Source organism: Thiolinea disciformis DSM 14473 (assembly GCF_000371925.1).
GTDB lineage: Bacteria > Pseudomonadota > Gammaproteobacteria > Thiotrichales > Thiotrichaceae > Thiolinea > Thiolinea disciformis.
This window is the reverse complement of sequence record NZ_AQVE01000004.1, coordinates 118,234-141,981: the sequence shown is the minus strand read 5'-3', so window position 1 is coordinate 141,981 and position 23,748 is coordinate 118,234. Positions and strand designations below refer to the sequence as shown.

The following is a 23,748-nucleotide window of genomic DNA, read 5'->3' as shown; positions in this document are numbered from 1 at the left end:
CAAGTATCTTTAGGCTGTGGTAGTCAATTGGACAACTAAAGCTGTCACATTATCCTTAGCTTTACCCTCAAGCACTCGTTGCACTAACGCTTGTGCCGCTGCTTGTGGTTGTGGGTAGCTATTTAAAATATGCTCAATGGTTTTATCCTCTAGCTCCCCATGCAGACCATCACTGCACACTAAAAACACATCACCTGAGCAACACTCCTGCATCTTCATCTCTAAAAATAAAGGTACTTCAACGCCTACCGCATGAACCAATTGGCGTGCTACTGGATATTTAGCCAACTCCTGATCAGTAAAACCTGCGCTTCTAAACTCATCCATACGATTGTGATCTTGTGTCAGTAGCTTTAAGGCACCATGCCTTAATAAATAAATCCGGCTATCCCCTGCCCATAGACAAATACCTTGATTGCCATGAATCACTAAGACACAGACTGTACTACCCAAAATACCCTCCGCTCCTGGACGCTCGCGCATCTGAATCAGTTGCTGATTCGTGGTTTGTAGGGTTTTATCAATCGTTTCTAAAAATTTACCCAAAAGGTTTGAAGCCTTTATCATTTGTAAGCCCTCTATAATTAAACGGCTTGCGACTTCGCCCCGATCATGTCCACCCGCACCATCCGCAACAACCCAAATCCCCTCAGCACTTAAATCTAGAAAATGATCTTCATTATGGTCACGCACATTACCTTGATGGCTTAATCCATAAGACTGTATTGGGTAAGTTGAGTCCTTCATGAACGCTCCTTAACCAGCGTTTTTTGCTAGAGGGTTATACTGTGTCTCCCATCCCCACTGCTGCCACTGACCATCTAATAAGGCTGTAGCACCTTTAAAAGGAGGAAGCCCTTTGGTTAATAAAAAAGACGCAGGACACTGTTCACTGCCTTGGGTGAGCCAAACACTATAGGTCGCGTAACAGTCTTGTAATAGTTGGGGTAAGAATAAGGGGGCTAGGTCATTTATCGCGCTACTATCGTTGATACCAACACGCCACGCTTCATGTTCATGCTTTTGTACTAAACGCTGTATGCTAGTTGATTCATCCAGTGGATTGGGAGCAGTATTAATCTCCCGCTCCATAGCACTCAACTGCTCTTCAAACTGCTCTAAAACAAAAGCGTCATCTAAACAAGATAAAATTAACGTTTCAGCCTTCTCATACCAAATCTGATGCTGTACAAACACATTGAGCAAATTAGTAGGCTGAACCAAGGAGCGGCATAACGTGATGGGATAATAACGCCCAATTTGATCCACGCTAGGAATCATGACGCCTAACCATGTTTTTTCACCACATAAGCCTGCTGATAAGGCGAAACGATATAAGGGAAAAGTCAGGTAATATTGCAGCCAATGACTGCCGAGCTGTTGTTGGCTGATATGAATCACTTCTTGCAGCCAAGTATCCCAACTATCGCGAAACTGGCGTGGTAAGCCCTTGCCTACAAAATCGCCCTGCGTCGGCACTTTACCGTAATACCCCACGACCTCTTGACGGGCTACCTTGTTTATAAGCTCGGACATTTGAAGCTCCTTAATTCTTTGGTAGCCACTTGAAAGGCAGCATCCGTACCCGCAACTAACTGAAACTCAACCACCCCCGGCAGAATCCATTTTTTCTTTTCAAACAAACGAAAAACCAACCACTCATCACCTTGCTCATTGGCAACTATTTCTGGTTCATTAGTGCTTAAAGGAATATTAGGGTTAGTTGTGGCGTTTGGGGTTGCTGAAGTCGGTGTAGTAGGGAGAGGAAATAAATTGGTCTGTACTAAAATCTTATTACCATCAGGCCATTTGAATGTTTTACTTTCACCATTTTTAAAGATTTGACGTTGCGTCCCTGTATGCAACTCTACAGTTTGAAATTGTGGCGACAAATTAACTGCTTTAATGTCGTAAAGAAACTCTAAGCTACCGGTTCTAAAGAAAGCGTTCCGGATCGGAACCGCCAAAGCTAATTGGTTTTGAGCAGTTTGTAGGGTGAGCTTATCGACAGGCATTGATTTTGCCTGCTGTTCAATAAATTGTGCTACACGTCCACCTGAATTAAAGAAACTGGTGAAATTAGCCAATTCAACACCCAATGAAGCAGTAGCAACTAGGGGATAGCGTTTTGCTATCTGCTCTTTGCAAAAATCCCCCACTTGCTCTTTTAATGCCTTAGCAAAATCAGAACGCAGATTTTGCTGAATCTCACCTACAACCTGTTGACTAACGGATTGGGTGAGTTGCTTAACGATGTCACCTATTAAAGGCGGTAGCTTTAAAGCCTCACTGTTTAGCTCACCTAAAGCATTGGTTAGGGCATTATTTTCAAGTGCACCTAAAGCATTAGGTTGATTTAATTTTGCGTAAATATCATCAATTAATTGGTTAATACGCTGAAAACTTTTTGCATCAGTTCGCTCATGTAACTTTTTAAATTCTGTATCAACCAAAACTAAGGGAGGAAGGACTTTTTCATTAGAAAAACTGACTAAAGACTTATCCTGACTAGGCGCAAAATTAGTTTGTGCTGTCACTTCTTCCATTAAGCGAAATAACATATTATCCGCATTAGAAGTCAGGCCAAGCAGTACCGCTTTCGCAGACTCTAAATCTTTGACTGGTGCTGCCGTAATATCTTGCAAAAAATCACGCCAAGCTGCGATATAAGCCTCTTGATAATAGCGCTCATACTCAGCAGCTAGCTCTTTGCTGTCTTGTAAGCGCCCCACGTCTGAACCTAATACCCATGCCTCATTCGCAAAATGTTCTGCTGCCTTTTTATAATTGGGCAAAAAAGCCGCTTCATAACCCTGCTTAGTGAAAAAGCCAGGAACATTATTAGTCCATGATTTTCTTGACTTTTTGTGAAACGATTGCTCGATACCAGAAAGGTTTTTCTTGTCAGTGATAATAAAATTAAAAGAACTCGCTTGTTCAATGCCTTTTTGCTGTAGCGCTAGATAGGCCAATTTATCTATCTTAATCTCACGTAAAGAACGTCGAGCCTCTTCAACTAAGGCTTTATCAATAGTCGCGGTACCGCCCAGTCCCAATAAGTTTTTAGTATGTATAGCAATGCTATTATCTTCAGCATCACCCGCTTGCCCATTATTATTCCAATCCAACCTTTGTATTTCAGCCGGCGCTGCTATACCGGCTGGCACTTGCCCACCCAAAAAGAGATAATTTCTCAAAGATCCCATGAGCACATCGGCCTTGTCAGGCTTACGTAAACTATTATTTATTTGCTGTTCTAGCAGTTGCTTTAACTGTGGGCTTAAGGACTCTTTCAATAGAACTTGATACTGGTCATCCATTGCCCTACGCAAGGGTAATTCTTGATTCAGACCAAGACGACTAAACCATGATAATGAGGGTTTAGTCGCTGCGTATTCCCAAGCTAAGGTTTGAATATTATCTAAGGCAACTAAAACTTTTTTCGTATCATTGGCAGGTATTGTAGCGATCTGTTGTTGAAGTGCAGACACTTGTTGCAAGAAGACTTGCTGGGTTTGGCGATTATGCCAATAACTAACAGCCCATAAGCTAAGCGCTAGCAAACCTAGTACTACTGCACTCACTAAAGCGCCACTTTGTAGCCATTGTAATTTGCGCTCAACTTGAAGATTACGTCCGGCCAAACCGGATTCTTTAAAAACAACTTGGCTTAATAAACGATTGATAAAAAAGCTTTTACCTTGAGGTGAAAAACGACTTAGCTGCTGTGGATTGACACCAAAACTATTAGCCAAGGACACCATAATGCGATCAATCGGCATCCCTTCTTGGGTGGCACTGGTGAAATAAACGCCTCTTAATAAAACATTCTGCTCATAACGATTAGATTGAAAAACTTGATCTAAAAAACGTTGTAGATTTTCTTTGAGCGAGCTGAACTGTTGCGGGAAAAGATAAAGCGCACGTCGGCGCTCAGCACTGCGTTCTTTATCTATTTTTTCAATCACTTGCTGATTGAGCCGGTCTTCTAGGAGGCTAAATTCGGCCGAGAATTGGCCGACCTTATTATCTTCTGTTTGAGCCTGATAAGGGAAGGTCATGCCCCAGACTTGCTCGCGACCCTCCTTATCTAAATCGTCAAAAAACTCGGTAAATCCTGCCACTAAATCAGCTTTCGTAAATAACATGTATACTGGAAAACGAATGCCTAATTGTTCGTATAATTCCTGAACACGTTGACGAATCGCTTTAGCATGTTGCGCTTGTATGTCTGTATTTTGTTGCACTAAATCGGTGAGGCTAACCGCAATCAACACACCATTAATCGGCTGACGCCCACGGTATTGTTTTAATAGTTTTAGGAAGCCTAACCAAGCCGCCTGATCCACTGTTTGTTGGCTATCTTGTGTGGTGTAACGCCCTGCGGTATCTAATAAAATCGCATCATCCGTAAACCACCAATCACAATTGCGTGTTCCACCAACGCCTCGTACTGCATCTTTGCCATACTTATCGGACAAAGGAAAATGGAGGCTCGAATTAGCCAATAAAGTGGTTTTACCAGCGCCTGGTGGGCCAATAATGATATACCAAGGTAACTCATATAAATGCATAGAGTCTTTATTAGCTGCCTTGGCTTTTTCTAAGTGTTTTAATGCTTCTTGTAGACGTTCAGAAAGCTGATCCAACTCCTCCTTAGAAGCCACTTGATCGGGTGATAAACTGGGGGTACTAGGCTGAACAAGCTGATTAATCATTTGGCGATTTTTTTGGCGTGCCTGCCAAAAACGCCAAGCTTGCCATGCCGCCCAAAGCATGAACAGTAAACCAATCACTAAATAGCGATATACTGCTGAATCCAGTGGGCGAAAACCTTTAATACTTAAGGCAGGGCCTAAGAAATAAATAAGACTACCTAAGGCCAGTAAACCGATTAAAGACCCTAACCAACTTTTGATAATCGTACTCAACCAACGCATAAAGTAGCTCCGTGCTTAGTCCAAGATGATTTCAACGCGTCGATTGACAGAACGTCCTTCAGGAGTTTTGTTATCCCCAATACTTTCCATCGGCCCCTTACCTTGCACACTAATTTTCAGCTTAGGCTGACGTGATACTAATAATTGCTTGACACTTTCTGCACGTGCTTTGGATAAATCAAAATTATCGTTGAAACGAATCCGATTGCTGAGCTGTACATTATCGGTATGCCCTATCACCGTCAGAGCACCTATCGCAAAACGAGGATCGGCAAGAGCATCCGCAATCTTATTGACTACTGCCTCGCGCTGGCTCAACAGAACATCACTCCCCGATTGAAATAAACCTTGTTCCCCTCTCAAGCGAATCAAAGGATGACCATTTTTAGCAACGCCCACTGAAACCAAATTGGCTTGAATTTCTGGTGCAAGAAACTGTTTCAAATTTGCACCTATCGCTGGTACTACAGGGGTAGGAACCACCGTATTCGCGGCAAAGTTTATTTCATTAATTTTTTGCTTAATGGGACTAGCATTTGCCCCGAGCGATAGTAAAAAACCAGAAAACGCGAGTACTGCCACAGCAGCAGATAAAGCATAAATACCCCAGAGCGGTATAAAACGTTTCACGCCACGATTTTTTGCTTCAACACCTTGCCAATGTGGTGACAGCGTTTTGTCACTGGTTCCACGTTGCTGGCGAATAAGCTGTACTAACCAAGACTGAATTTGTTCTAGTTTGGTTTTTCCATCTTGGACTAATTGATAACGGCCTTTAAAACCAAAACTCAAAGCAAGGTACATGAGTTCTAATAGGTGTAAATTTTGGGCAGGGTTATTACCAAGGTCACGTAAGTGCTGAAAAAACTCATCACCACCGGCTACCGAACTATGAAACTCACTTAATAAACTATGTTCTGCCCAACCAGCTTCTTGTCCCCAAGGCGTATTAAAAATAGCCTCATCCAAAGTAGTACAGAGTGCATGGCTGGCCAGTTGAATAGTTTGTCGGTCAATGCCAACTTGAGAGGCTTTTTGTTGAAACTGACGTAGTTCAGCCGATAACTGTTGGCGTAATTGTTTAGGTGCAGGATGGGAAGGTCGCCCATATAAACTAGCGGATAAACCCAACAAAGTGGATGCAGCATTGATTAAAGGGTTAATTTTACTTAATTGATCTAGGGAGATCGTTTGAACCGGCGGACTTTTGGGAAGACCACGCTGCTGTATATCTTGGGTACGACCTCCGGGTATCGGTCGGATTACGGTACGATCACTATCGGAGGAGAACATGAAAAAGGGATCATCGTTATTTGGGCTCATTATTTAACTCCTCTCAGTTACGAATAGCCCATAATTCAAGCTCTAAATTCGGAAAGCTTGTGCCAATGTGCACCGCTAAACCACCTGATGTTTCTAATAACTTCCAATTAGCATCTTGTGTATTGATCTCAAAATAAGTAAAGCCGACATGATAAGGAATCTGCGGTGGCGCAACGGCCATGGGATAAAGATCAATACCGGGTAAATGCGAATTCACTAAGGTCGCAATTTTTTCAATAGTCGAAATCGTGGTTTGCTTGGGGAAAGCTTGGCGAATCTTTTCAGGAGCTACATTAGCCTTGGATGCCAAGACAAAACTGGCCTGACTCAGTAGGGTCTTATCAGGAATTTTCCCTACCCAAATGCCATATTTATGCTCGGTAATTTCCAAACGTAAGGCTTTTTTGATGGTATGCGTACTAAAAGCACGCTGAATTTCCAACATCAAAGGTTTAAAAGAAAGTTCTAGGTCATGATGATAATAAGCATCCAAAGCCACTGTGCGCCGTTCATTGCGGGTAAACGTGGCTAATTCACCTGCTAACATTAGTAGTAAACGATAGATTTCTTCAGGATGTAATTCACTCATACGCTCTATATGAGCAAACAATAATTCATAGCGATTAATCAGTTGAAGTTGAAGAAAATTGCTCACTTCAGCCACACCGCCAGCGCCTGGGCTCGCCAAATCTTGAGCTAAACCATCTCCGCGCTGCTTTAATAGTCCACAAATTTCACGCACAAAGCCGATTAAGGGCTGGGTCGCTTGGTAGTGTAGAACGCTAGGAATAAAGCTAGTGGATAAGCGCACAAGATTTTCGCTGGTTTTTTCTAGAACTTGTGCCAAAGGAATGAGGGCAAATGCTCGTGTATTATCGTGTTGGGTCAGCAGGGATAAACGTAATACACCCACTTGTACTTCCGCTGTCTCATTTAATCCGGGTGTACATAGATCCTGAATAGGTTTATCGGTGACTTCATAACGTGCTAAAGGATTAAGCTCATTCGAATTAGCGACGGGACTTACCCCTTCTTGTTGAAGGGCTAGCGCCAGAAAAATCCTGCAATCCTTCAAATCAGCTGGAATATTGAGAGGCGCTGGCAAAGGTACTTTGGTGGGTGCATCAAAAGGAGTGCCATCAGGAAAAACGCCTTTGCAAGATAATAAAGCTAACTTTCCCAGTGCCAAGGATTCATTGTCAATTTTCAGCTCCGTCAAACCCCAATGATAAGGTCTTAACACACTACAACGCTGCTCGATCCAATTGAGAAAAAAACGCTCTTGCTGCTGAAATAACTGCGGACGTAAAAACAAACCCTCTTGCCAGATAACACTACTACTTTCCATCGTGTGAAGCTCCCTTGAGTTGAGCTATCTGTGCCTCATACGCCCGCACAAATTCCAGTCCAAATAAGCGCTGAAAATCATCAGCACATTCCTGTTCTAACTCGGTATATAAAGTTTCAAATAAGCCCCATAATTTAGCTTGACGTTGAATGGGAATATTGGCGCTAATCGGGTTATTTTTCTCTAAACGCTCGACCAATTTGTTTGGCTCGAAACGTTTCAATACTTGTTTTAAAGCACTTTGCACACCAGCCATGACAGCTAATTGATGCGCCTTAATATCTTCATAAGCCTCATTCAGCGCCTGCTCCGGACTCAGATAAGCCTCAGATCGAGCTAGCAATAATTTGTTTAAGGCATCTGTTGCGCTAATAGAGAATTTCAGTGGATTATTACCAATACGTTGAATCGTGGTCATATCCATACGCAAGGCACTTTTAATTTCAGCACGGGCATGTAACACATCCAAGGTGCCTTGAATAGCAATGCGCATCAGACGCCCCAAGGCCAATAACTCATCAGGCGTTTTCGACAATACCTGTGCTTGAGTGAGCTCCAAACCAAGTCCTTGAAAAAAAGCAACAATCACTTGATTATCATTAGGGGCTCTTACGGTATCAGATAAAGATGGCTGCTCGGGCAAGCTCAAATTGGGGGTAGGACTCACCACTGCTTCACGACTTGGCGGCTTATTAAGTTCAAGAAAGGGATCAAATCCAGCACCAAGTTGAGGAGCAGATCCTAAAGGCTCCGGCTGCTCTAGTATGAGATCTGGGATGATCTTTTCTATCGACTCATCAATGCGTTGGTGCTCCCCCCCTAGCTCAGGCATAGGAGGATTTGGGGTATCCAGTAAATTAACCCACCCTAGCGGTACTCGCAGATCATTCGGTATGGGCTCAGGTTTAGGATTGGTATCAACAAGCACTTTTTCCACGTTTTTTTGCGCAACACGCTCCACAGGCTGTGGCTCTGGCATATAGATAACCTGCTCAGCCACCAATGAGGGTCGAGCTTGCTTAGGCTGTTCTGCCGAACGGACAGCTATAGCATCGTGTATCAAAAAATCAAAAGGGTCGTCATTAGAATAATTCGCAATAATCTGATCAGACTGATTACTAAAATGATCAGGCAAAGCGGCAGGGATATGCTTATTAATAGGGTTCAGAACGGCGTAAGGATCTAGACTACTCTCTTTTAAAGCAACGGTTAATTCATACAAACCTAAACGCAATACATCACCAGCCTGCAAGCGTACCCGATTCCCCTTCCCTAAAGGTTTCACGCTCCCGTTAACAAATAAGCCATTGGTACTGGTATCACAAATCCAATAGCCATCATCGTGGTATTCAATCAGCGCATGTTTTCCAGAAACAATCTTCTGTGGATCCGGTAAAACCCACGCATTATCTACCGAACGCCCTAAACTGCCACCTTGTTGTAACCATGTATAAGTAAGCACCTGCTCGGGTGGTCGATTGTTGTATGAGGTTACCGTTAGCGTCAGCTCCATACACTATCCTTTACGCACTTGCACCAAATGAGTAGTGGAAATTGCCATCCATGACACTAATGTGTACTGACTCCAAAGGCTTAGCTTCCAGCATCCGCTCTAAAAACTCTTGGCTAATAGTCGGCAGCACCGTGTTGGTTAGAATCGCATCAACCACCCGTGCACCACTCTCTGCATCATTACAACGCGCCGCTAATAACTGGACTACTTCATCACTATAATTCAGGTTCACACCATGATTATGTGCAACACGACGCACAATTTTGTTGAGCTTCAAACGAATAATGAGATGCAATACCTCATCACTTAATGGGAAATAAGGAATAGTGACAACGCGTCCTAGTAAGGCGGGTGGAAATACTTTAAGTAAAGGTTCTTTTAACGCAGCCGTTAAACCCTCAACCTCAGGCATGAGCTCAGGGTCAGCGCACATACTCATGATTAAGTCCGTTCCTACATTCGAGGTCAGCAAAATCAAAGTATTACGAAAATCGATATAGCGTCCTTCGGCGTCTTCCATCCAACCCTTATCAAAAACTTGGAAAAAGATTTCATGGACATCAGCATGCGCTTTTTCCACCTCATCTAATAAAACAACACTATAAGGTCGACGTCTTACCGCTTCCGTTAGAATGCCACCCTCACCATAACCAACATACCCCGGCGGCGAACCTTTTAAGGTGGATACTGAATGCGCCTCCTGAAATTCACTCATATTGATAGTAATGATGTTTTCCTCACCCCCATATAACGCCTCAGCTAAGGCGATACCCGTTTCAGTTTTACCCACTCCAGAAGGGCCCGCCAATAAGAAAACACCGATCGGTTTATCAGGACTATCTAAGCCAGCACGAGTGGTTTGAATACGACGTGCAATCATATCTAAGGCATGACGCTGCCCAATAACCCGCTCGTTTAAACGCTCACTCAAATTTAAGACAGCCGCAATTTCATTTCTGACCATGCGCCCTACAGGAATCCCGGTCCAGTCAGCAATTACAGAAGCCACAGCTTGTCCATCCACCACAGGCAAAATTAAAGGAGCCTCCCCTTGCAACTCCGTTAATTTAGCTTGCAACTGTTTTAACTCGTCCAATAATTGCGCACGACTTGAATTATCCTGAGCGGTTTCTACCAACGCATCACTTGCTTGTTCTCGATCAGTATGGGTTCCTTCTGCCTGATTAGCACCCGTGCGTAATTGTTGCCGTATGGCTAAGACTTGCTTAACGAGTTCACGCTCTTCATTCCAGCGTTGTGATAATGCTGCTAAACACTGTTCCTCCTCAGATAAACGCTGGGAAGCTAAGGTCTGACGCTCAGTGACATCAAAGCCGACGGCAGCCTCACGCGCAATAATGTCAAGCTCTACTTGTAAAGCTTGAATGCGCTTTTGACAGTCCTCTACTTCAGCCGGTGTTGCATGTTGACTAATCGCGACTCGCGCACTAGCGGTATCCAAGACACTAACTGCTTTATCCGGCAATTGGCGCGCAGGAATATAGCGGTGCGCAAGCTTTACCGCTTCTTCTAAGGCTTCATCAAGTACCGAAACCTGATGATGCTTCTCCATGACCGACGCCACGCTCCGCAGCATGAGTACGGCTTTTTCTTCACTCGGCTCTTCAACTTGGATCACCTGAAAACGGCGTGTTAACGCAGGATCTTTTTCGAAATACTTTTTATATTCCGCCCACGTCGTCGCAGCAATAGTGCGCAAAGTACCGCGCGCTAATGCCGGTTTTAATAGATTGGCGGCATCTCCTGTTCCGGCAGCCCCCCCTGCACCAATAAGCGTATGGGCTTCATCAATGAATAAAATAATAGGCTTTTCAGAGGCTTGGACCTCTTCAATAATTTGTTTAAGGCGATTCTCAAATTCGCCTTTCATACTGGCACCTGCTTGTAATAGACCGAGATCCAAGGTTCGGATCGATACATCTTTTAAGGCAGGCGGCACATCGCCTTTGACAATACGCTGCGCAAATCCCTCTACTACTGCGGTTTTACCAACGCCCGCTTCTCCCGTTAAAATAGGATTGTTCTGCCGACGCCGCATGAGAATATCGACCATTTGCCGAATTTCGGTATCGCGCCCTACAATAGGATCCAAGTTTGAACTGCGCGCCTGCTCGGTTAGATCAATCGTGAATTGCTTGAGAGCCTCTTGTTTCCCCATCGCTGCTGGAGCAATAGCACCTGTGTCTTCCCCGGGGGGACCATCCCCTAAATGTGAGCCATCCGTCGCTTTTTGGACATCTTCTGGTGAGCCTGCAATAATGCTTGCTAGATCGGTGCTTAACTGTTCAATATTAATTTTGGTAAATTGCTTGGATAAGGCATATAAAACATCTCGTAAACTATCTGTCTTCAAAATACCTATGAGCAAATAAGCAGAACGTACCGCACTAGCACCAAACATCAAAGTTCCATAAACCCACCCACGCTCAATAGCATTCATCACATCTGATGAAAAATCTAAACTCACATTAGCGCGGCTAGGATAACGCTCTGTCGCCTCAGTGAGGTCGCGACTTAAATGAGCAAGATTAAGCTGACTAGCCTGAATAATACGATGTAGATCTGAGTCTTGTAGTTGAAGTATTTGATTAAACCAATGCCCTAATTCAACGTTTGGATTACCGCGCAATTTACAAAATACGGTAGCACTTTCAACAGATTTGTAAGTGAGAGGATTAAGCTTTCTGAACAAGGCTGCACGACTGATTTCGGACATTGACTCTCTCCTTGTGCAATCGATTTATTGGATTTATAACCAAAATAAACCAATATTGGATGACTAGGATTTAAGTATATATCCTTTCTACAGGTTTGTAGATCACTTTGGTTTTGTTTGGGTTACTTTTACAAAACCTTTTTTACCCTCAAATTCGGCCTCATACCACTCTATACCCTCCGAATCCTTCAGAGTATTAAGAACCCTAAGCTCAGATCCAGTTGGCACTAAGGCCAAAGAAGATCGATTCTCTGTAAAGCTATCATAGAGCGTGATATAAGGTTTTTTAGCAGCTAAACGAACGAAATCAGCCGTTCTGGACACATGAGTATTCACTAGCGTTGTTGAGCTTATGGGAGTTTGATCATCAAGCTTAGCCGCATTCCCTTCATAAGAACTAGAGGATTGAGGTTCTAAGGGTTGCTGATTCTTAAGCGATAGGCTCTGTGGGTTGACGTTTATAGCAGGTGCTAATGTTTCAGACTTTACTGAAGAAGCTTCAACAGGCTTCTTTGGTATTATTGCTTGGTGCTCATTTGGACTGGTTGGGTGGATAAGAGGTTCTGAGTATTTATTATCACTTTCTACATTTACTACCGGATGCAAATTATTTTGCTCTACAGGTGTTTTGCTTATTGGCATAGTATGCCACCACCACAATCCCCCACTAACTAAGACTAACAAAATGCCTAGTGAAGCAACTATATAACTCCAAGACTTTTGCTTGATTTTTTTAGATTGTAAATCTGACTCAAACTTAGCGCTAGTGACTAATGCACCCCGATCCATGATTATCGTATCTTCTTCTGAGCTAGTTTTAGCCGCTGTTTCTAAAGCATCAATAAACTGCCCAGCGCTTGCATATCGATCTTCAGCTTGTTTAGCTAAAGCCTTATTTAAAACTGCTTGAAAATGTTGATAAGGTGAAGGTAAAGTAGGGCTTGGCTCAAGCGTATGCTCGCGCATTATCTGAACGGTCGTATCACCTTGAATAGCCGTTTTTCCTGTCAACATTTCATAGAAAATTAAGGCCAAAGAATATAAATCTGAACGTCCATCCACAGGCATTGCAGTAATTTGCTCTGGACTCATATAGCGGGGCGTACCCAGCATAGTATAGCCGACACGGGTTAAATCCCCTGCATAATCTCGTTGTTTACTAACACCAAAGTCAGATAAAACAGCTATATCATTCTCACGAAATAGAATATTAGCTGGCTTCACATCACGATGAATAACACCTTGTTGATGGGCATAATCTAAAGCTGAACCCATTTGTCGGGCAATAGACAATGACTCTTCTTGGGATAACCGACCCTTTTGTTTAATTTTATCTTTTAAACTTCCCCCACTTAAATACTCCATGACCATGAAATAACCAGCATCTGACAGTCCAATGTCATAAATAGTAACAATATGCGGATGTTGCAAACGAGTTATAATCTGGCCTTCGCGGATAAATCTTGCCTCCAACAGATTATCCTGAGACATTTCTGCCGCCATTAACTTAATAGCGCGTGATTGTTTCAATAAGATATGTTCGGCGAGATAAACCGTTGCCATCCCACCTTGCCCAAGAATCTGTTTGATATCGTAGTTAATCAGTTTTGGTAGATTAGTCATACCATTAAACAAACCTCTACTTTAATTTTCTGATCACTAAATCATCTAAGTAAAAAGTGCCATCTACTGCGTGACCGTATTCTTTGCCACTATATATTTCAATATTTCCTGTTTTTTTAAAGATAGTTTGCTCCCCAACATAATCCCATACTGCACCATCATTACTAGCATAAGCCTTAAAATTAAAGCCTTTTTTCTCTAGTTTTAGGTATTTTGTTAAAATATTGGATTCTTTACATTCAGTCTCTGAACGTTTGGATACACTATTATCATCATCACCTATATATTTAATTAAAGCCACATCCACGACATAGCCTGGATTAAAACATCCAAACCATAATCCCACTGAATTAGTATCATCCGCAACAAATTTGATCCCTGCATAATTAAATGGATTTAAATCAGAACTTAATTTCAAGCTAGCAACAAAATCCCCGTCCAGCGTTTGTTTCAAGCGAATTCGATTCTTACCTTGATCATTGGCAGCCATCATAATTTGTCCTTCCGATAACGCCATACGATCGGTATCGGCATCCACTACTTCATAAGCCTCACCTAAGTCATCACGGTCAAACGAATCCTCCCATATAATATCTCCCTCCATAGACGCTTTAATGGGCTCAGCTTTTTCTATGGGAGCCGGTTGTGCTACCGCCTTAGCAGTCTCTGCTAAAGCCAATTTCAAACCTTCAGCATTTTTTGCTTCAAAGAACTTTCCGCCGGTACTCTCTGCGACACATTTTAATTGTTCTTGCGCTTTTGCTTGTTTTTCTCCACTGACATCAAAGCCAATGACGTGTGCCGTAAAATTAACACCTTTCGCTTCTAATTCTTTTGCTACAGCACAAGGATCGGAATTACAACTCTCTTCACCATCACTGATCAAAATAACGGTAGTGGGACTTTCCACATAATTCAGTTTATCAGCAGCTTGCTTTAAGGACTCTCCAATAGGTGTTTCTCCTTTAGGTGAAATTGCTTTAATTGACTCAATAATGCGATTTCCATCTGGCTTTCCAACAGGCACGACCATCTCAATATCGTCACAAGACTTGGTACGATGACCATAAATCATCAAACCCAAATCAATATCCTCGTTCCAATCTTTGATAAGATCACCCATTACCTCGCGAGCAATTTCAATTTTTGATTTACCCTCAACCTTGGCTTTCATACTACCAGAGCCATCAAAAACAATAACAGCACTATCTTTAGCCTGTACTAGAGGTGAAAAGACAAGTAGCAAGCCTAAATTTAGGTAAAAGAAAATATGTTTCATCATTTGTCCCCTTATAAAAAATAGTGAAGGATTAAAACTAGCGCCTTTAGAAAGGCATATTCATTATCACCAACAGGATATTTTGTGAAAAAATCAACACATCTACAATAATAGGTACTAACGATGCCTTCCCAAAATTAGTTCTTTGGCATTTTCTAAACGCGTTGTTGCCTTAAGCCACGTATTCCAACCTAATAAACCATAGTGCTTTAATTGACTCGTGGGCACTTGTTCTTTTTTCAAAATCAACTGCACATCCCAATTTAATTCATCACCCAAATAATTCCGCACTAGGGCTTTTAATAAATCAAATTTGGCTTGCCTAGGTAAGAGGGATTCATAATCATCCAAGTCCATCGGCCCTACTATAAGGCGAAACCTGTATTGACACTGCCAACTGTGTGAGCCTAATACTGTATCGATACCTAAATGACCACCTGAGCTTTTTCCTAGACGCGAGCGAGCCTCTTCAGGAATGCACAACCATTCACCAACGAATTCTTGTATACGGCAAGGAATCTTCAAAAATGTCTCAACGATAGAAACGAGACCACTGACATGATGACGCGAATCGCCTAAATAAGCTGAGAAGTAGCGTTTATTGTCATCTGGCATGACATCACGATTCTGAAGCTCTTCAATGCCCAGCCCTAGTAAAGAACCTACATATTGATTAAAGTGGTCAGTCTCTGGCCGATCGCGTTGAACGGTTGGCTCTTTTTCTGCCCATGCACGATAAAAAAGACTTAATAAGCGATGATGAAATAAATTGAAAAAAGCCAGTGTCGCTTCATCACGCACCTCAACACGTCTACGTTCTTGTACATATTCGGTAAAGTGATTAGGCATGGCACCATTAGGCCCAAACAGCCCGAAAAATAGTACACGTAAGCGCATATATCCATCTGCTTGTGTGGAGCAGGAAAACAAGCTAGAAGGTGCAAAGAGATTGGAAGGCTCTTGTTCCAAACGGACTGGATCATCGCTTGAGCGCACACTTTCACCCAAACGGGGTTTATCACGAAAATAACACTCTAGTTGGCGCAAGGCAGCATAAAACTCGTAATGAGTGGGCTGTTCATGTAAAGCTTTTATAACAGGATGGTCGTGCCTGTGCGAATCGGCCACTGCATTACCTCCCCACGTTCCACGGTACTTAAACTTAATTGGGTAAAACTATTAAGTGTCACGTATTTGGCAAAAAACTTCTCCAATACCGAGCTCAATAAAAAAGCACCTAAGCCATCAAATGCTCGCTCTTGACAATGAAGATCAATACCGATACCTCGCCCAAAAGCAATGGGGCCTCCACCCGCTATGCGGCGTACTATAGGCCTGCTTTTAACCGAAAGCACGCCCTCCTCAACTTGTTTGCGTCTACTCGCCACACCTAAATCTGCATAGAGCTTCAGCAAAGCTCGCAAAGCCGCAGCGCCTTGTTGTTGGTCATTATCCAACAGGGATAAATAATTTAAGGAGAGATGATTAATGAGCCGCCAAGCGTATTCACCTTCCACTACTGCAGGCAAGGGTTGACTTGGCCCTGCCAAACTTTCGACACTTTTCACTGGTGCACTGGCATCTAAAGTAAAGGCGACTCGGCCTTTATTATAAAAACTGTAGGCTGGAATGTCTTTGTTGGTGCATAAAGCAGTCACCCCAAGTTGGTGTAAATCGGCTGCATAAGGGCTTGATTTGTTATCAACTAAAGATAAATAAACTTCACTGGCTTGATAATGACGCCCCGCTTGTTGATTGGCAGGTGGCAAATGAGGGACACGTCGCCATGTATAATAAGCACTACCCTCTTTTTGATCACCACGATAATCATAAAAAGAACGAAAGCTTTGTTGTTCACGTAAGTTAACATCAAAACCCACGACCTCTTGTATGGCATAAACCTCATAGTCCTGAGCATGAGTTCGGTCAATAACAAGGTGATGCTCGTGAGTGGTAGTAGAGACATGAATGCGATCAGCACGCCTTGAAAACAAATTAATGGCTGGAACAGCATTTAAAATAAAATTTTCTGTACTTAATACACCTTGCAGTAATTCATTTTTTTCTTTAAATAAAAAGACTAACTCTAATGATTCTTGCTCATGAAGCTGTTGTAAAATATTTTTTAAGCCTGTGATCCTAAAAAATAGCAGGCGCTCTGGAAAGGCAAAATATTCTTGCAATAACCGATAAGCCTCAAATGAAGCATCGGTATAAGGCAATAAGGCTTCATCTTTGCCAAACCCTAATAGCTCTAGCGCACTGACTGGCAATACCTGACGCCACGTTGGCGTCCTATTAGCGTCGGTAACGGGCTGGGCAATAATGGCTAAGGTATGTGCAGCCAGTAACTCATAGATACGTCCGCTTGTTTCTCTGACACCATCAATATAGAAAACTAGATCATCTAAAGCTAAGGCTTTTAAAGGAATGCCATTGCAAGCTTGGAGATTGAACCTTAAACCTGCTTTAGGGATTTTAGGTTTAATAGGATAATAGCCTGCTTCGGCTGCCACCAAATAATCCGCTTTCGTCAGTTGGATAGGCCAAAGCCTCACATCACGTGCTGTACGAAATTCACAGCGCGTATCATTGCTTACTACCGATCGGGTAAAAAGCCGAGTGCCTTTAGGTAAATCAAAACCAGTTTCCGTTACTCCTCCGTCTAGGTCAGGATTAAAACGCACAATCGACATAGAAGGAATCGGGGATAAATAATGCGGGTAAACCATATTTAATAGATACTGAGTAAACTGTGGGAACTCTGCATCTATTTTTAATTGAATACGTGCCGTTAAAAAGGCAAATCCTTCTAGCAATCGCTCAACATAAGGATCAGCACACTCAAAACGTCCCAAATCTAAGCGTTGTGCTGCACTAGGAAAACGCTCTGCAAACTCCTTGCCCATTCCACGCAAAAAGCTTAGTTCTTTCTCGTAATATTCCAGCAGCCTTGGGTGCATAGCTAATCAATAACCTTCATATCGCCACTTTCCAAATCCAGTTGCGTAGTCAGTTGTAAGCGCAAAGGCGTAGGCTCAGACCATAACCACCCATTAATCTCAAACACGAGTGCATTATGGGACTGAGCCGTGGGGTCATGGATTAATTTGACCTTTAAAGAATCAGATAAGATACGGGGTTCAAAAGTACGAATAACCTTTTCAAGCATAGACTCTAATTTAAGGGTTTCTAAACTAGAGGCTGTCTTGCCTGCTAAATCAGGTAAACCATAATTCAATACCGAAGTTGTAACCTCAGGATAGGACTCCAATAGCTCAGCACTGCACAAATTGGTAGCGTTCAATAGCCATGCTAAATCACGTTTTACACAATCCCGTATCCCTTGTAATGAGCCTAAGGTATTTTGCAACAGGGTAAAGCTCAAGCGTTGTTGACGTAGCTCATTCACTAATGCTTGCCTATCCCCTTCTAATAATTCTGGAGCAGCTAACTGATTTTCGAGCTTTGCAATCGATTGACGATGTAGCTCCAAAGAGTTATGTGCATAGGAATTATCTGCGAGACGATCTAAAATAGAAGGCAGATAAGTAAGCGTCATTAGGTGCTGCCAGAAAACTCAATCAAACGCGTATCCAACAAAGCATGATCATCTAGGTTAGAAGTCAACATGCGCTGTCCATAACCAATATAAAAGTCATCTGTCAACGCTTCCCACTCCGTTTTACGTGCCAACGCAAAATCATGAGCACGTTTCTGTGAATCAGGATAGCGGGTAGGAATTAGCACGGCTGTATCACCACCTGCTACCCAACGAATACGAGCTGGTAACCAGACTAAATCTCGCAAATCAGTAGGCTTCTCAATACTCATCGCTTGAATTTGGTTGAAGGCCACCCATCGATAGCCTCCTTCCATAATCACTTCCAGATTAGGCCCCAGACGACTGTCTGCATCGGCTAACCACTCAAAAGGCTTAGCATCAATTTGACCTTGGCTAGCTGAGGCTAACTCAAATGCTTGATCTTTTAAGCTACTCGCCTCGGCATAACGTCCATCCGCTACTAAACCTAACACTTGAACTAATAAAGCCTGCCAATCGCTGGGTTGTCCCACAAATACGGGCGCACGTTTAGCCTTAAATACCTGTTCGCGTACCATTTCACAGATAATGGCAGGACGATACAAATACACCATTGCTAGTGTACTGGTATCCATCTGCCGTAATACATCTAATTGTTTTAAGGCACGTTGCCACTCGCCTAAAATGAGTAAGAGTTGAAACAAGGAGATACGATACTTGGCGACATTAGGTTCAGCACGAATTTGCTCTTGAAGGCTATTAAGCGCCTCCTCCAACTGTCCTGACCGCAAGTATGCTTCATACTTCATGCTTTTTGGTTCTTCTCAATGTCCCAAGTACGATCCACTTTTGCCCCTGGCTTTCCTTTATGATCAATAGGGGTGTATTCCCATTTAATTTTGCCATAGCGGAATCTGACTGTTTCAGCAGGACGTGTATCCGAGTGTGCGCCGCCACCAGTAACACCATTAATAATGACATCCTCCAAGGTGTATTTCATGAAGACATGCTTTTCCTCAGAAGCCAAGCAACACTCGATCTCCACCTTAGGGATATGTTTACCGCTTGCACAATAAATATTTAAATCAGGTGTCGACTTATCCACGGTTTTTTGAATGGTAAACTCCTTAAAATCCGCTTTGCCAGCCGAACGACCACCCGTACGACTTTCACCCGAAACAGGTTGAGACACTTCAACATGATAATGATCTAACTCGATCCATTTATCATGCTTAGCATCAGAGCTTTCGCCCTCAATCCCTTCAATCTTACAATAAATATCAACAGCCATTATTCACCTCCTCCGTTTAACAGTTTTGATTAATAAGCTATTGTTTCCGATCAAGCTTGGAAACTAAACGCAGTGACACAGTCAAACCTTCCAACTGATAATGCGGTCTTAAGTAGAACTTTGAGGTGTAATAACCCGGATTACCTTCCACATCATCCACTACGACTTGAGCGGCTGCTAAAGGCTTACGGGCTAAATCCTCTTCCGAAGCATTAGCAGGGTTCGGTTCTACATAATTAAGAATCCAACGATTCAGCCAATCCTCCATATCGGAGCGCTCTTTGAAAGAACCTATCTTGTCGCGCACAATGCACTTTAAGAAATGTGCAAAACGGCAAGTCGCAAACAAGTAAGGCAAACGTGCTGATAAATTAGCATTCGCCGTAGCATCAGGATTATCGTATTCGGTAGGCTTTTGTAAGGATTGAGCACCAATAAAAGCCGCATAATCTGAGTTTTTCTTATGCAATAAAGGCATAAAACCATTCTTCGCTAATTCAGCCTCGCGTCGATCGCTAATAGCAATCTCAGTAGGACATTTCATGTCCACCCCACCATCATCGGTGGGGAAAGTATGAGCAGGTAAATCTTCTACCGCCCCACCCGATTCAATACCGCGAATGCGCGAACACCAACCATAAAGTTTGAAAGCACGATTAATATTACGTGCCATCGCATAAGCAGCATTCACCCATAAATAACGCTCGTGATTGGTTCCTTTGACTTCTTCCTCAAAAGCAAAGTCTTCGACTGGATTGGTAGTCGCCCCATAGGGTAGGCGTCCCAGAAAACGTGGCATAGCCAAGCCAATATAACGTGCGTCTTCTGACTCACGTAAAGAACGCCATGCAGCATACTCAGGGGTTTGGAAAATTTTAGTGAGATCACGCGGATTACTGAGCTCCTGCCAACTATCCATGTTTAATAAGGTCGGGGAAGGAGCTGAGATAAAAGGGGCGTGTGCGGCTGCGGAAATTTTTGCAATTTCCCCTAACAGCTCAACATCCGGTGCGCTCTGATCAAAGTAGTAATCGCCCATTAAACAACCAAATGGTTCACCACCAAACTGGCCATATTGCTCTTCATAGATTTTTTTAAAGACCGGACTTTGATCCCAAGCTGTTCCTTTAAATTTCTTGAGATTTTTATAAAGATCTTTTTTAGAAATATTCAAAACACGGATTTTCAACATCTCGTCGGTTTCCGTGTTATTCACCAAATAATGCAAGCCGCGCCAACTGCTTTCTAAAGCTTGAAAGTCGGCATGGTGAATAATTAAATTGACCTGTTCAGACAAACGTTTATCAATCAAAGCTATCATTGACTGAATACTATTAATCGCATCATCGGTTACTAAGGTCGTATTTGCTAACGCTTGTTCAGCTAAGGTTTTTACGGCCTTTTCAACCGCAGTACGCGACTCATCCGTTTTCGGCTTGAATTCCTTTTTCAATAACTCAGCGAAAGTATCAGTTTCTGCTAACCCCAAGGATGTGGAAGCACCCTGCTGCATAAGCTCTGCCATCATTAAGCCTCCGTCTGGGTCTTATCGCTGCCTTCATCTGTACTAGGGGCAGGTGTTTCAGTTGCTTTAGGCTTAGGTGCTGCAACCAACGCTTGTAACAGCGTTGGATCATTGAGTGCCTTGGTAATCAAGTCTTCTGCCCCTGATTTACCATCCATGAAGGTTAAGAGATTAGCAAGCTGGGTTCTTGCCTCCAGCAATTGGCGCAAAGAGTCTACTTTGCGTGCCACCGCATCAGGCGAAAAATCATCCATACTTTCGAAAGTAAGATCGACGCTAAGATTACCCTCACCTGTTAAGGTATTGGGCACTACAAAAGCAGCCCGTGGCTTCATGGCTTTCATACGCTCATCAAAATTATCCACATCAATTTCAAGAAATTGGCGCTTATCAATCGATGGAAGTGCTTCGGCGGGTTTACCCGATAAATCGGCCATTACTCCCATGATAAAAGGCAGTTGAACTTTTTTATCAGAATCATAAGTTTCTACATCATATTCAATTTGAACGCGTGGAGCTCGATTTTTCGCTAGAAATTTTTGGCTACTTTGTTTAGCCATAGCAACCTCCTAAACGCTGACAGCGACTAAAAACCTAATTCAACTACTTTTAAAAGCTGAAGGTAAGACTTAACTATAATTGGATTGATAACCTGAATTTTAGTATAGATATAAGTTAGTCTTTTTTGGTACTTCTAAATACCAAAAATTAATATAATTTATCTATATTTAATTATTTTTATTTATGGAAATAATGATGATTGATCTTGAAGACCTCACAAAACCTATTAGCGACCAGCAAGCTTGTGGTGAGCTGGCAGAATACCATGAGGCATTCCTAGCCATGGAAAAAGCCAAGCAAGGGGAACCAGAACGCCAAATCGGTGATTCCGTCATAGCGGCGGTCGAACCGAATTGGAAAGAGGTTAAAGTGCAAGCCTTAAAGCTCTCCAAAACTACTCATGACCTTCGCGTCGCTAGCAATCTAACCCTTGCGCTCACTTACCTAGAAGGGTTTCAAGGCTTAGAACAAGGTCTACATGTGATTCACAAACTCTTAACTAACTACTGGGAGTGCTTATATCCTGAGCTAGATCCTGAAGATTCAACACCGGCACTCATGCGTAGAAATGCTTTACTAGAATTGACCAGTTTGCGTTTTGTACAAGGCGTCAGTAAGTTACCCCTCTTAGCCTCGCCACGCCTTGGCAAATTTAGCTTTAGCCAATTGCAAGAAAGCTTGGCTTTTCAGAACTCCACTGTAGAAGAAGAACAACACCGTTACCGTCTCATAGAGGGTCTATTTCAAGAGCTTGAGCCTGAGCACTTAAACAGCAGCTTACAGGTCTTACAGTCCTGTACACAACAAGTCAAAACGATTAACGAGTTATTTGATAGTCACACGATATCGAATGAGGAAACGCTTGAGCTAAATGCACTGACTGAGCTACTAACTAAAGCCAGCAAACTGTTAGAGAACAAAATTAAACAGCTTACTGCAGAACCTATTTCGAATGAGCCAACAGACATACAGGCGTCAACAAACCATGACTCCCCCGCACAAGTCCAGAACATGTCGAATAGTGTACGCGATAAAACTATGCCCATTCAGAATAATGAGCAGGTTATTCAAGCTTTAGAGCAAATATGTGCTTATTACGCACGTTATGAGCCCAGTAGCCCAATTCCTTTTTTACTTAAACGCGCCCAACGTTTAGTGGGTAAGAGTTTTATTGCTATTGTAGAAGACTTAAACCCTGACAGTGTCAGTCACATTGAGCAACTCTTTGGGATCAAAGACTAAAACTATTATTCAGCTAGACAAGTCAGTGTTTAGATTAAAGCTTTAGCTCAAAAGTATCGCTATCTTGCCAAGCGGGAAATTGCTTGCGAAAGGTTTGCAGCGTTGCTAAATCTAAACGCGCTGTTTCCATAAAGGCTTCACCAATCGATTGATCAATCATCAATTCACCGCGAAAATTGATGGTTAAAGAATCGCCGCTATATTCCAAACCATTACCATCCTTGCCCACACGATTGACACCTACTACATAGGACTGGTTTTCAATCGCCCGCGCTTGCAACAAGGTGCGCCACGCCAAACGACGTGCTGCAGGCCAATTGGCTACAACAATGGCTAGATCATAATCATTGCGATTGCGCATAAATACGGGAAACCGTAGGTCATAACAAACCTGTGGCAAAATGCGCCAGCCCCGATAATTGAATAGTTTGCGTTCGGTTCCGGCCTGATAATGCTGCTGCTCATTGCCCATGCGGAATAAGTGGCGCTTATCATAATAATCCACATCGCCTTCGGGGGTGACGAACAGTAAGCGATTGACAAAACCTTGCGCCACTTTCATAGCGACGGATCCAGCGATAGCCGCATTTAACTGCCGAGCTTCTTGTATTAGCCACGTTAATGTTTCACCCTCAAAAGCTTCTGCATAAGCTTCGGGCTGCATCATAAAACCTGTGGTAAACATTTCCGGCAAAACAATTAAATCCGTGTGGTTTGCCAAGGGTTTTAGTAGCGCAGTAAAGCGCGCACGATTCGCCGCTGCATTCTGCCAAGTTAGTTCGGTTTGAACCAAGCTGACACGTAAAATACTGTTATTCATAA

18 protein-coding genes are annotated in these 23,748 nt (G+C 42.9%); 1 reads left to right on the top strand and 17 read right to left on the bottom strand.

Annotated features, from left to right (window positions below; translation table 11 throughout):
* Positions 1-9: 9 nt before the first annotated feature.
* The 16 genes from A3IE_RS0104685 to tssB all read right to left on the bottom strand — a co-directional run bounded on the left by A3IE_RS0104685 (position 10) and on the right by tssB (position 21,683).
* On the bottom strand, positions 10-747 hold the full coding sequence (locus A3IE_RS0104685) for a PP2C family protein-serine/threonine phosphatase (RefSeq protein WP_020394436.1): 738 nt from the start codon (positions 745-747) through the stop codon (positions 10-12).
* Between the two features lie 9 nt (positions 748-756).
* Positions 757-1,536 (bottom strand): type VI secretion system-associated protein TagF, encoded by a 780-nt coding sequence (tagF, locus tag A3IE_RS0104680; RefSeq protein ID WP_020394435.1) that lies wholly within the window; start codon positions 1,534-1,536, stop codon positions 757-759.
* Entirely contained in the window at positions 1,521-4,940 is a 3,420-nt protein-coding gene (tssM, locus tag A3IE_RS0104675; protein WP_020394434.1) for a type VI secretion system membrane subunit TssM, read from the bottom strand. The genes tagF and tssM overlap by 16 nt, the downstream gene beginning before the upstream one ends.
* A 15-nt stretch (positions 4,941-4,955) precedes the next feature.
* Positions 4,956-6,263, bottom strand: coding sequence for a type IVB secretion system protein IcmH/DotU (gene icmH / locus A3IE_RS19895; RefSeq protein WP_020394433.1), 1,308 nt, complete (start codon positions 6,261-6,263; stop codon positions 4,956-4,958).
* Positions 6,264-6,276: 13 nt separating this feature from the next.
* On the bottom strand, positions 6,277-7,611 hold the full coding sequence (gene tssK / locus A3IE_RS0104665) for a type VI secretion system baseplate subunit TssK (protein WP_020394432.1): 1,335 nt from the start codon (positions 7,609-7,611) through the stop codon (positions 6,277-6,279).
* Positions 7,601-9,124 (bottom strand): type VI secretion system-associated FHA domain protein TagH, encoded by a 1,524-nt coding sequence (gene tagH / locus A3IE_RS0104660; protein ID WP_020394431.1) that lies wholly within the window; start codon positions 9,122-9,124, stop codon positions 7,601-7,603. Before tagH ends, tssK begins: the two co-directional genes overlap by 11 nt.
* Positions 9,125-9,134: 10 nt before the next feature.
* The gene (tssH, locus tag A3IE_RS0104655) at positions 9,135-11,861 is read right to left on the bottom strand and encodes a type VI secretion system ATPase TssH (protein ID WP_020394430.1); all 2,727 of its coding nucleotides are present in this window, start codon (positions 11,859-11,861) and stop codon (positions 9,135-9,137) included.
* 102 nt (positions 11,862-11,963) lie between these two features.
* Positions 11,964-13,484: a serine/threonine-protein kinase gene (locus A3IE_RS0104650; protein WP_020394429.1), complete on the bottom strand. Its 1,521-nt coding sequence runs from the start codon at positions 13,482-13,484 to the stop codon at positions 11,964-11,966.
* Between the two features lie 16 nt (positions 13,485-13,500).
* Positions 13,501-14,766, bottom strand: a complete 1,266-nt coding sequence (locus tag A3IE_RS21875; protein WP_083900574.1) for a vWA domain-containing protein — start codon at positions 14,764-14,766, stop codon at positions 13,501-13,503.
* Positions 14,767-14,880: 114 nt separating this feature from the next.
* A complete protein-coding gene (gene tssG, locus A3IE_RS0104640; RefSeq protein WP_020394427.1) occupies positions 14,881-15,891 on the bottom strand; it encodes a type VI secretion system baseplate subunit TssG in 1,011 nt (336 codons plus the stop codon).
* Positions 15,855-17,726, bottom strand: coding sequence for a type VI secretion system baseplate subunit TssF (tssF, locus tag A3IE_RS0104635; protein WP_026154781.1), 1,872 nt, complete (start codon positions 17,724-17,726; stop codon positions 15,855-15,857). Before tssF ends, tssG begins: the two co-directional genes overlap by 37 nt.
* 2 nt (positions 17,727-17,728) lie before the next feature.
* On the bottom strand, positions 17,729-18,325 hold the full coding sequence (gene tssE / locus A3IE_RS19885) for a type VI secretion system baseplate subunit TssE (RefSeq protein WP_020394425.1): 597 nt from the start codon (positions 18,323-18,325) through the stop codon (positions 17,729-17,731).
* Positions 18,325-19,116, bottom strand: a complete 792-nt coding sequence (locus A3IE_RS0104625; RefSeq protein ID WP_020394424.1) for a type VI secretion system accessory protein TagJ — start codon at positions 19,114-19,116, stop codon at positions 18,325-18,327. The genes tssE and A3IE_RS0104625 overlap by 1 nt, the downstream gene beginning before the upstream one ends.
* On the bottom strand, positions 19,113-19,598 hold the full coding sequence (locus A3IE_RS0104620; protein ID WP_020394423.1) for an Hcp family type VI secretion system effector: 486 nt from the start codon (positions 19,596-19,598) through the stop codon (positions 19,113-19,115). The genes A3IE_RS0104625 and A3IE_RS0104620 overlap by 4 nt, the downstream gene beginning before the upstream one ends.
* A gap of 37 nt (positions 19,599-19,635) precedes the next feature.
* The gene (gene tssC, locus A3IE_RS0104615) at positions 19,636-21,126 is read right to left on the bottom strand and encodes a type VI secretion system contractile sheath large subunit (RefSeq protein ID WP_020394422.1); all 1,491 of its coding nucleotides are present in this window, start codon (positions 21,124-21,126) and stop codon (positions 19,636-19,638) included.
* The gene (gene tssB, locus A3IE_RS0104610; protein WP_020394421.1) at positions 21,126-21,683 is read right to left on the bottom strand and encodes a type VI secretion system contractile sheath small subunit; all 558 of its coding nucleotides are present in this window, start codon (positions 21,681-21,683) and stop codon (positions 21,126-21,128) included. The genes tssC and tssB overlap by 1 nt, the downstream gene beginning before the upstream one ends.
* Positions 21,684-21,876: 193 nt before the next feature.
* Between tssB and tssA the strand changes: the two genes are divergently transcribed.
* Entirely contained in the window at positions 21,877-22,926 is a 1,050-nt protein-coding gene (gene tssA / locus A3IE_RS0104605; RefSeq protein ID WP_157832834.1) for a type VI secretion system protein TssA, read from the top strand.
* 34 nt (positions 22,927-22,960) lie between these two features.
* Here tssA and A3IE_RS0104600 read toward each other — a convergent pair whose 3' ends face one another.
* The gene (locus A3IE_RS0104600; protein ID WP_020394419.1) at positions 22,961-23,746 is read right to left on the bottom strand and encodes an amidohydrolase; all 786 of its coding nucleotides are present in this window, start codon (positions 23,744-23,746) and stop codon (positions 22,961-22,963) included.
* Positions 23,747-23,748: the final 2 nt, after the last annotated feature.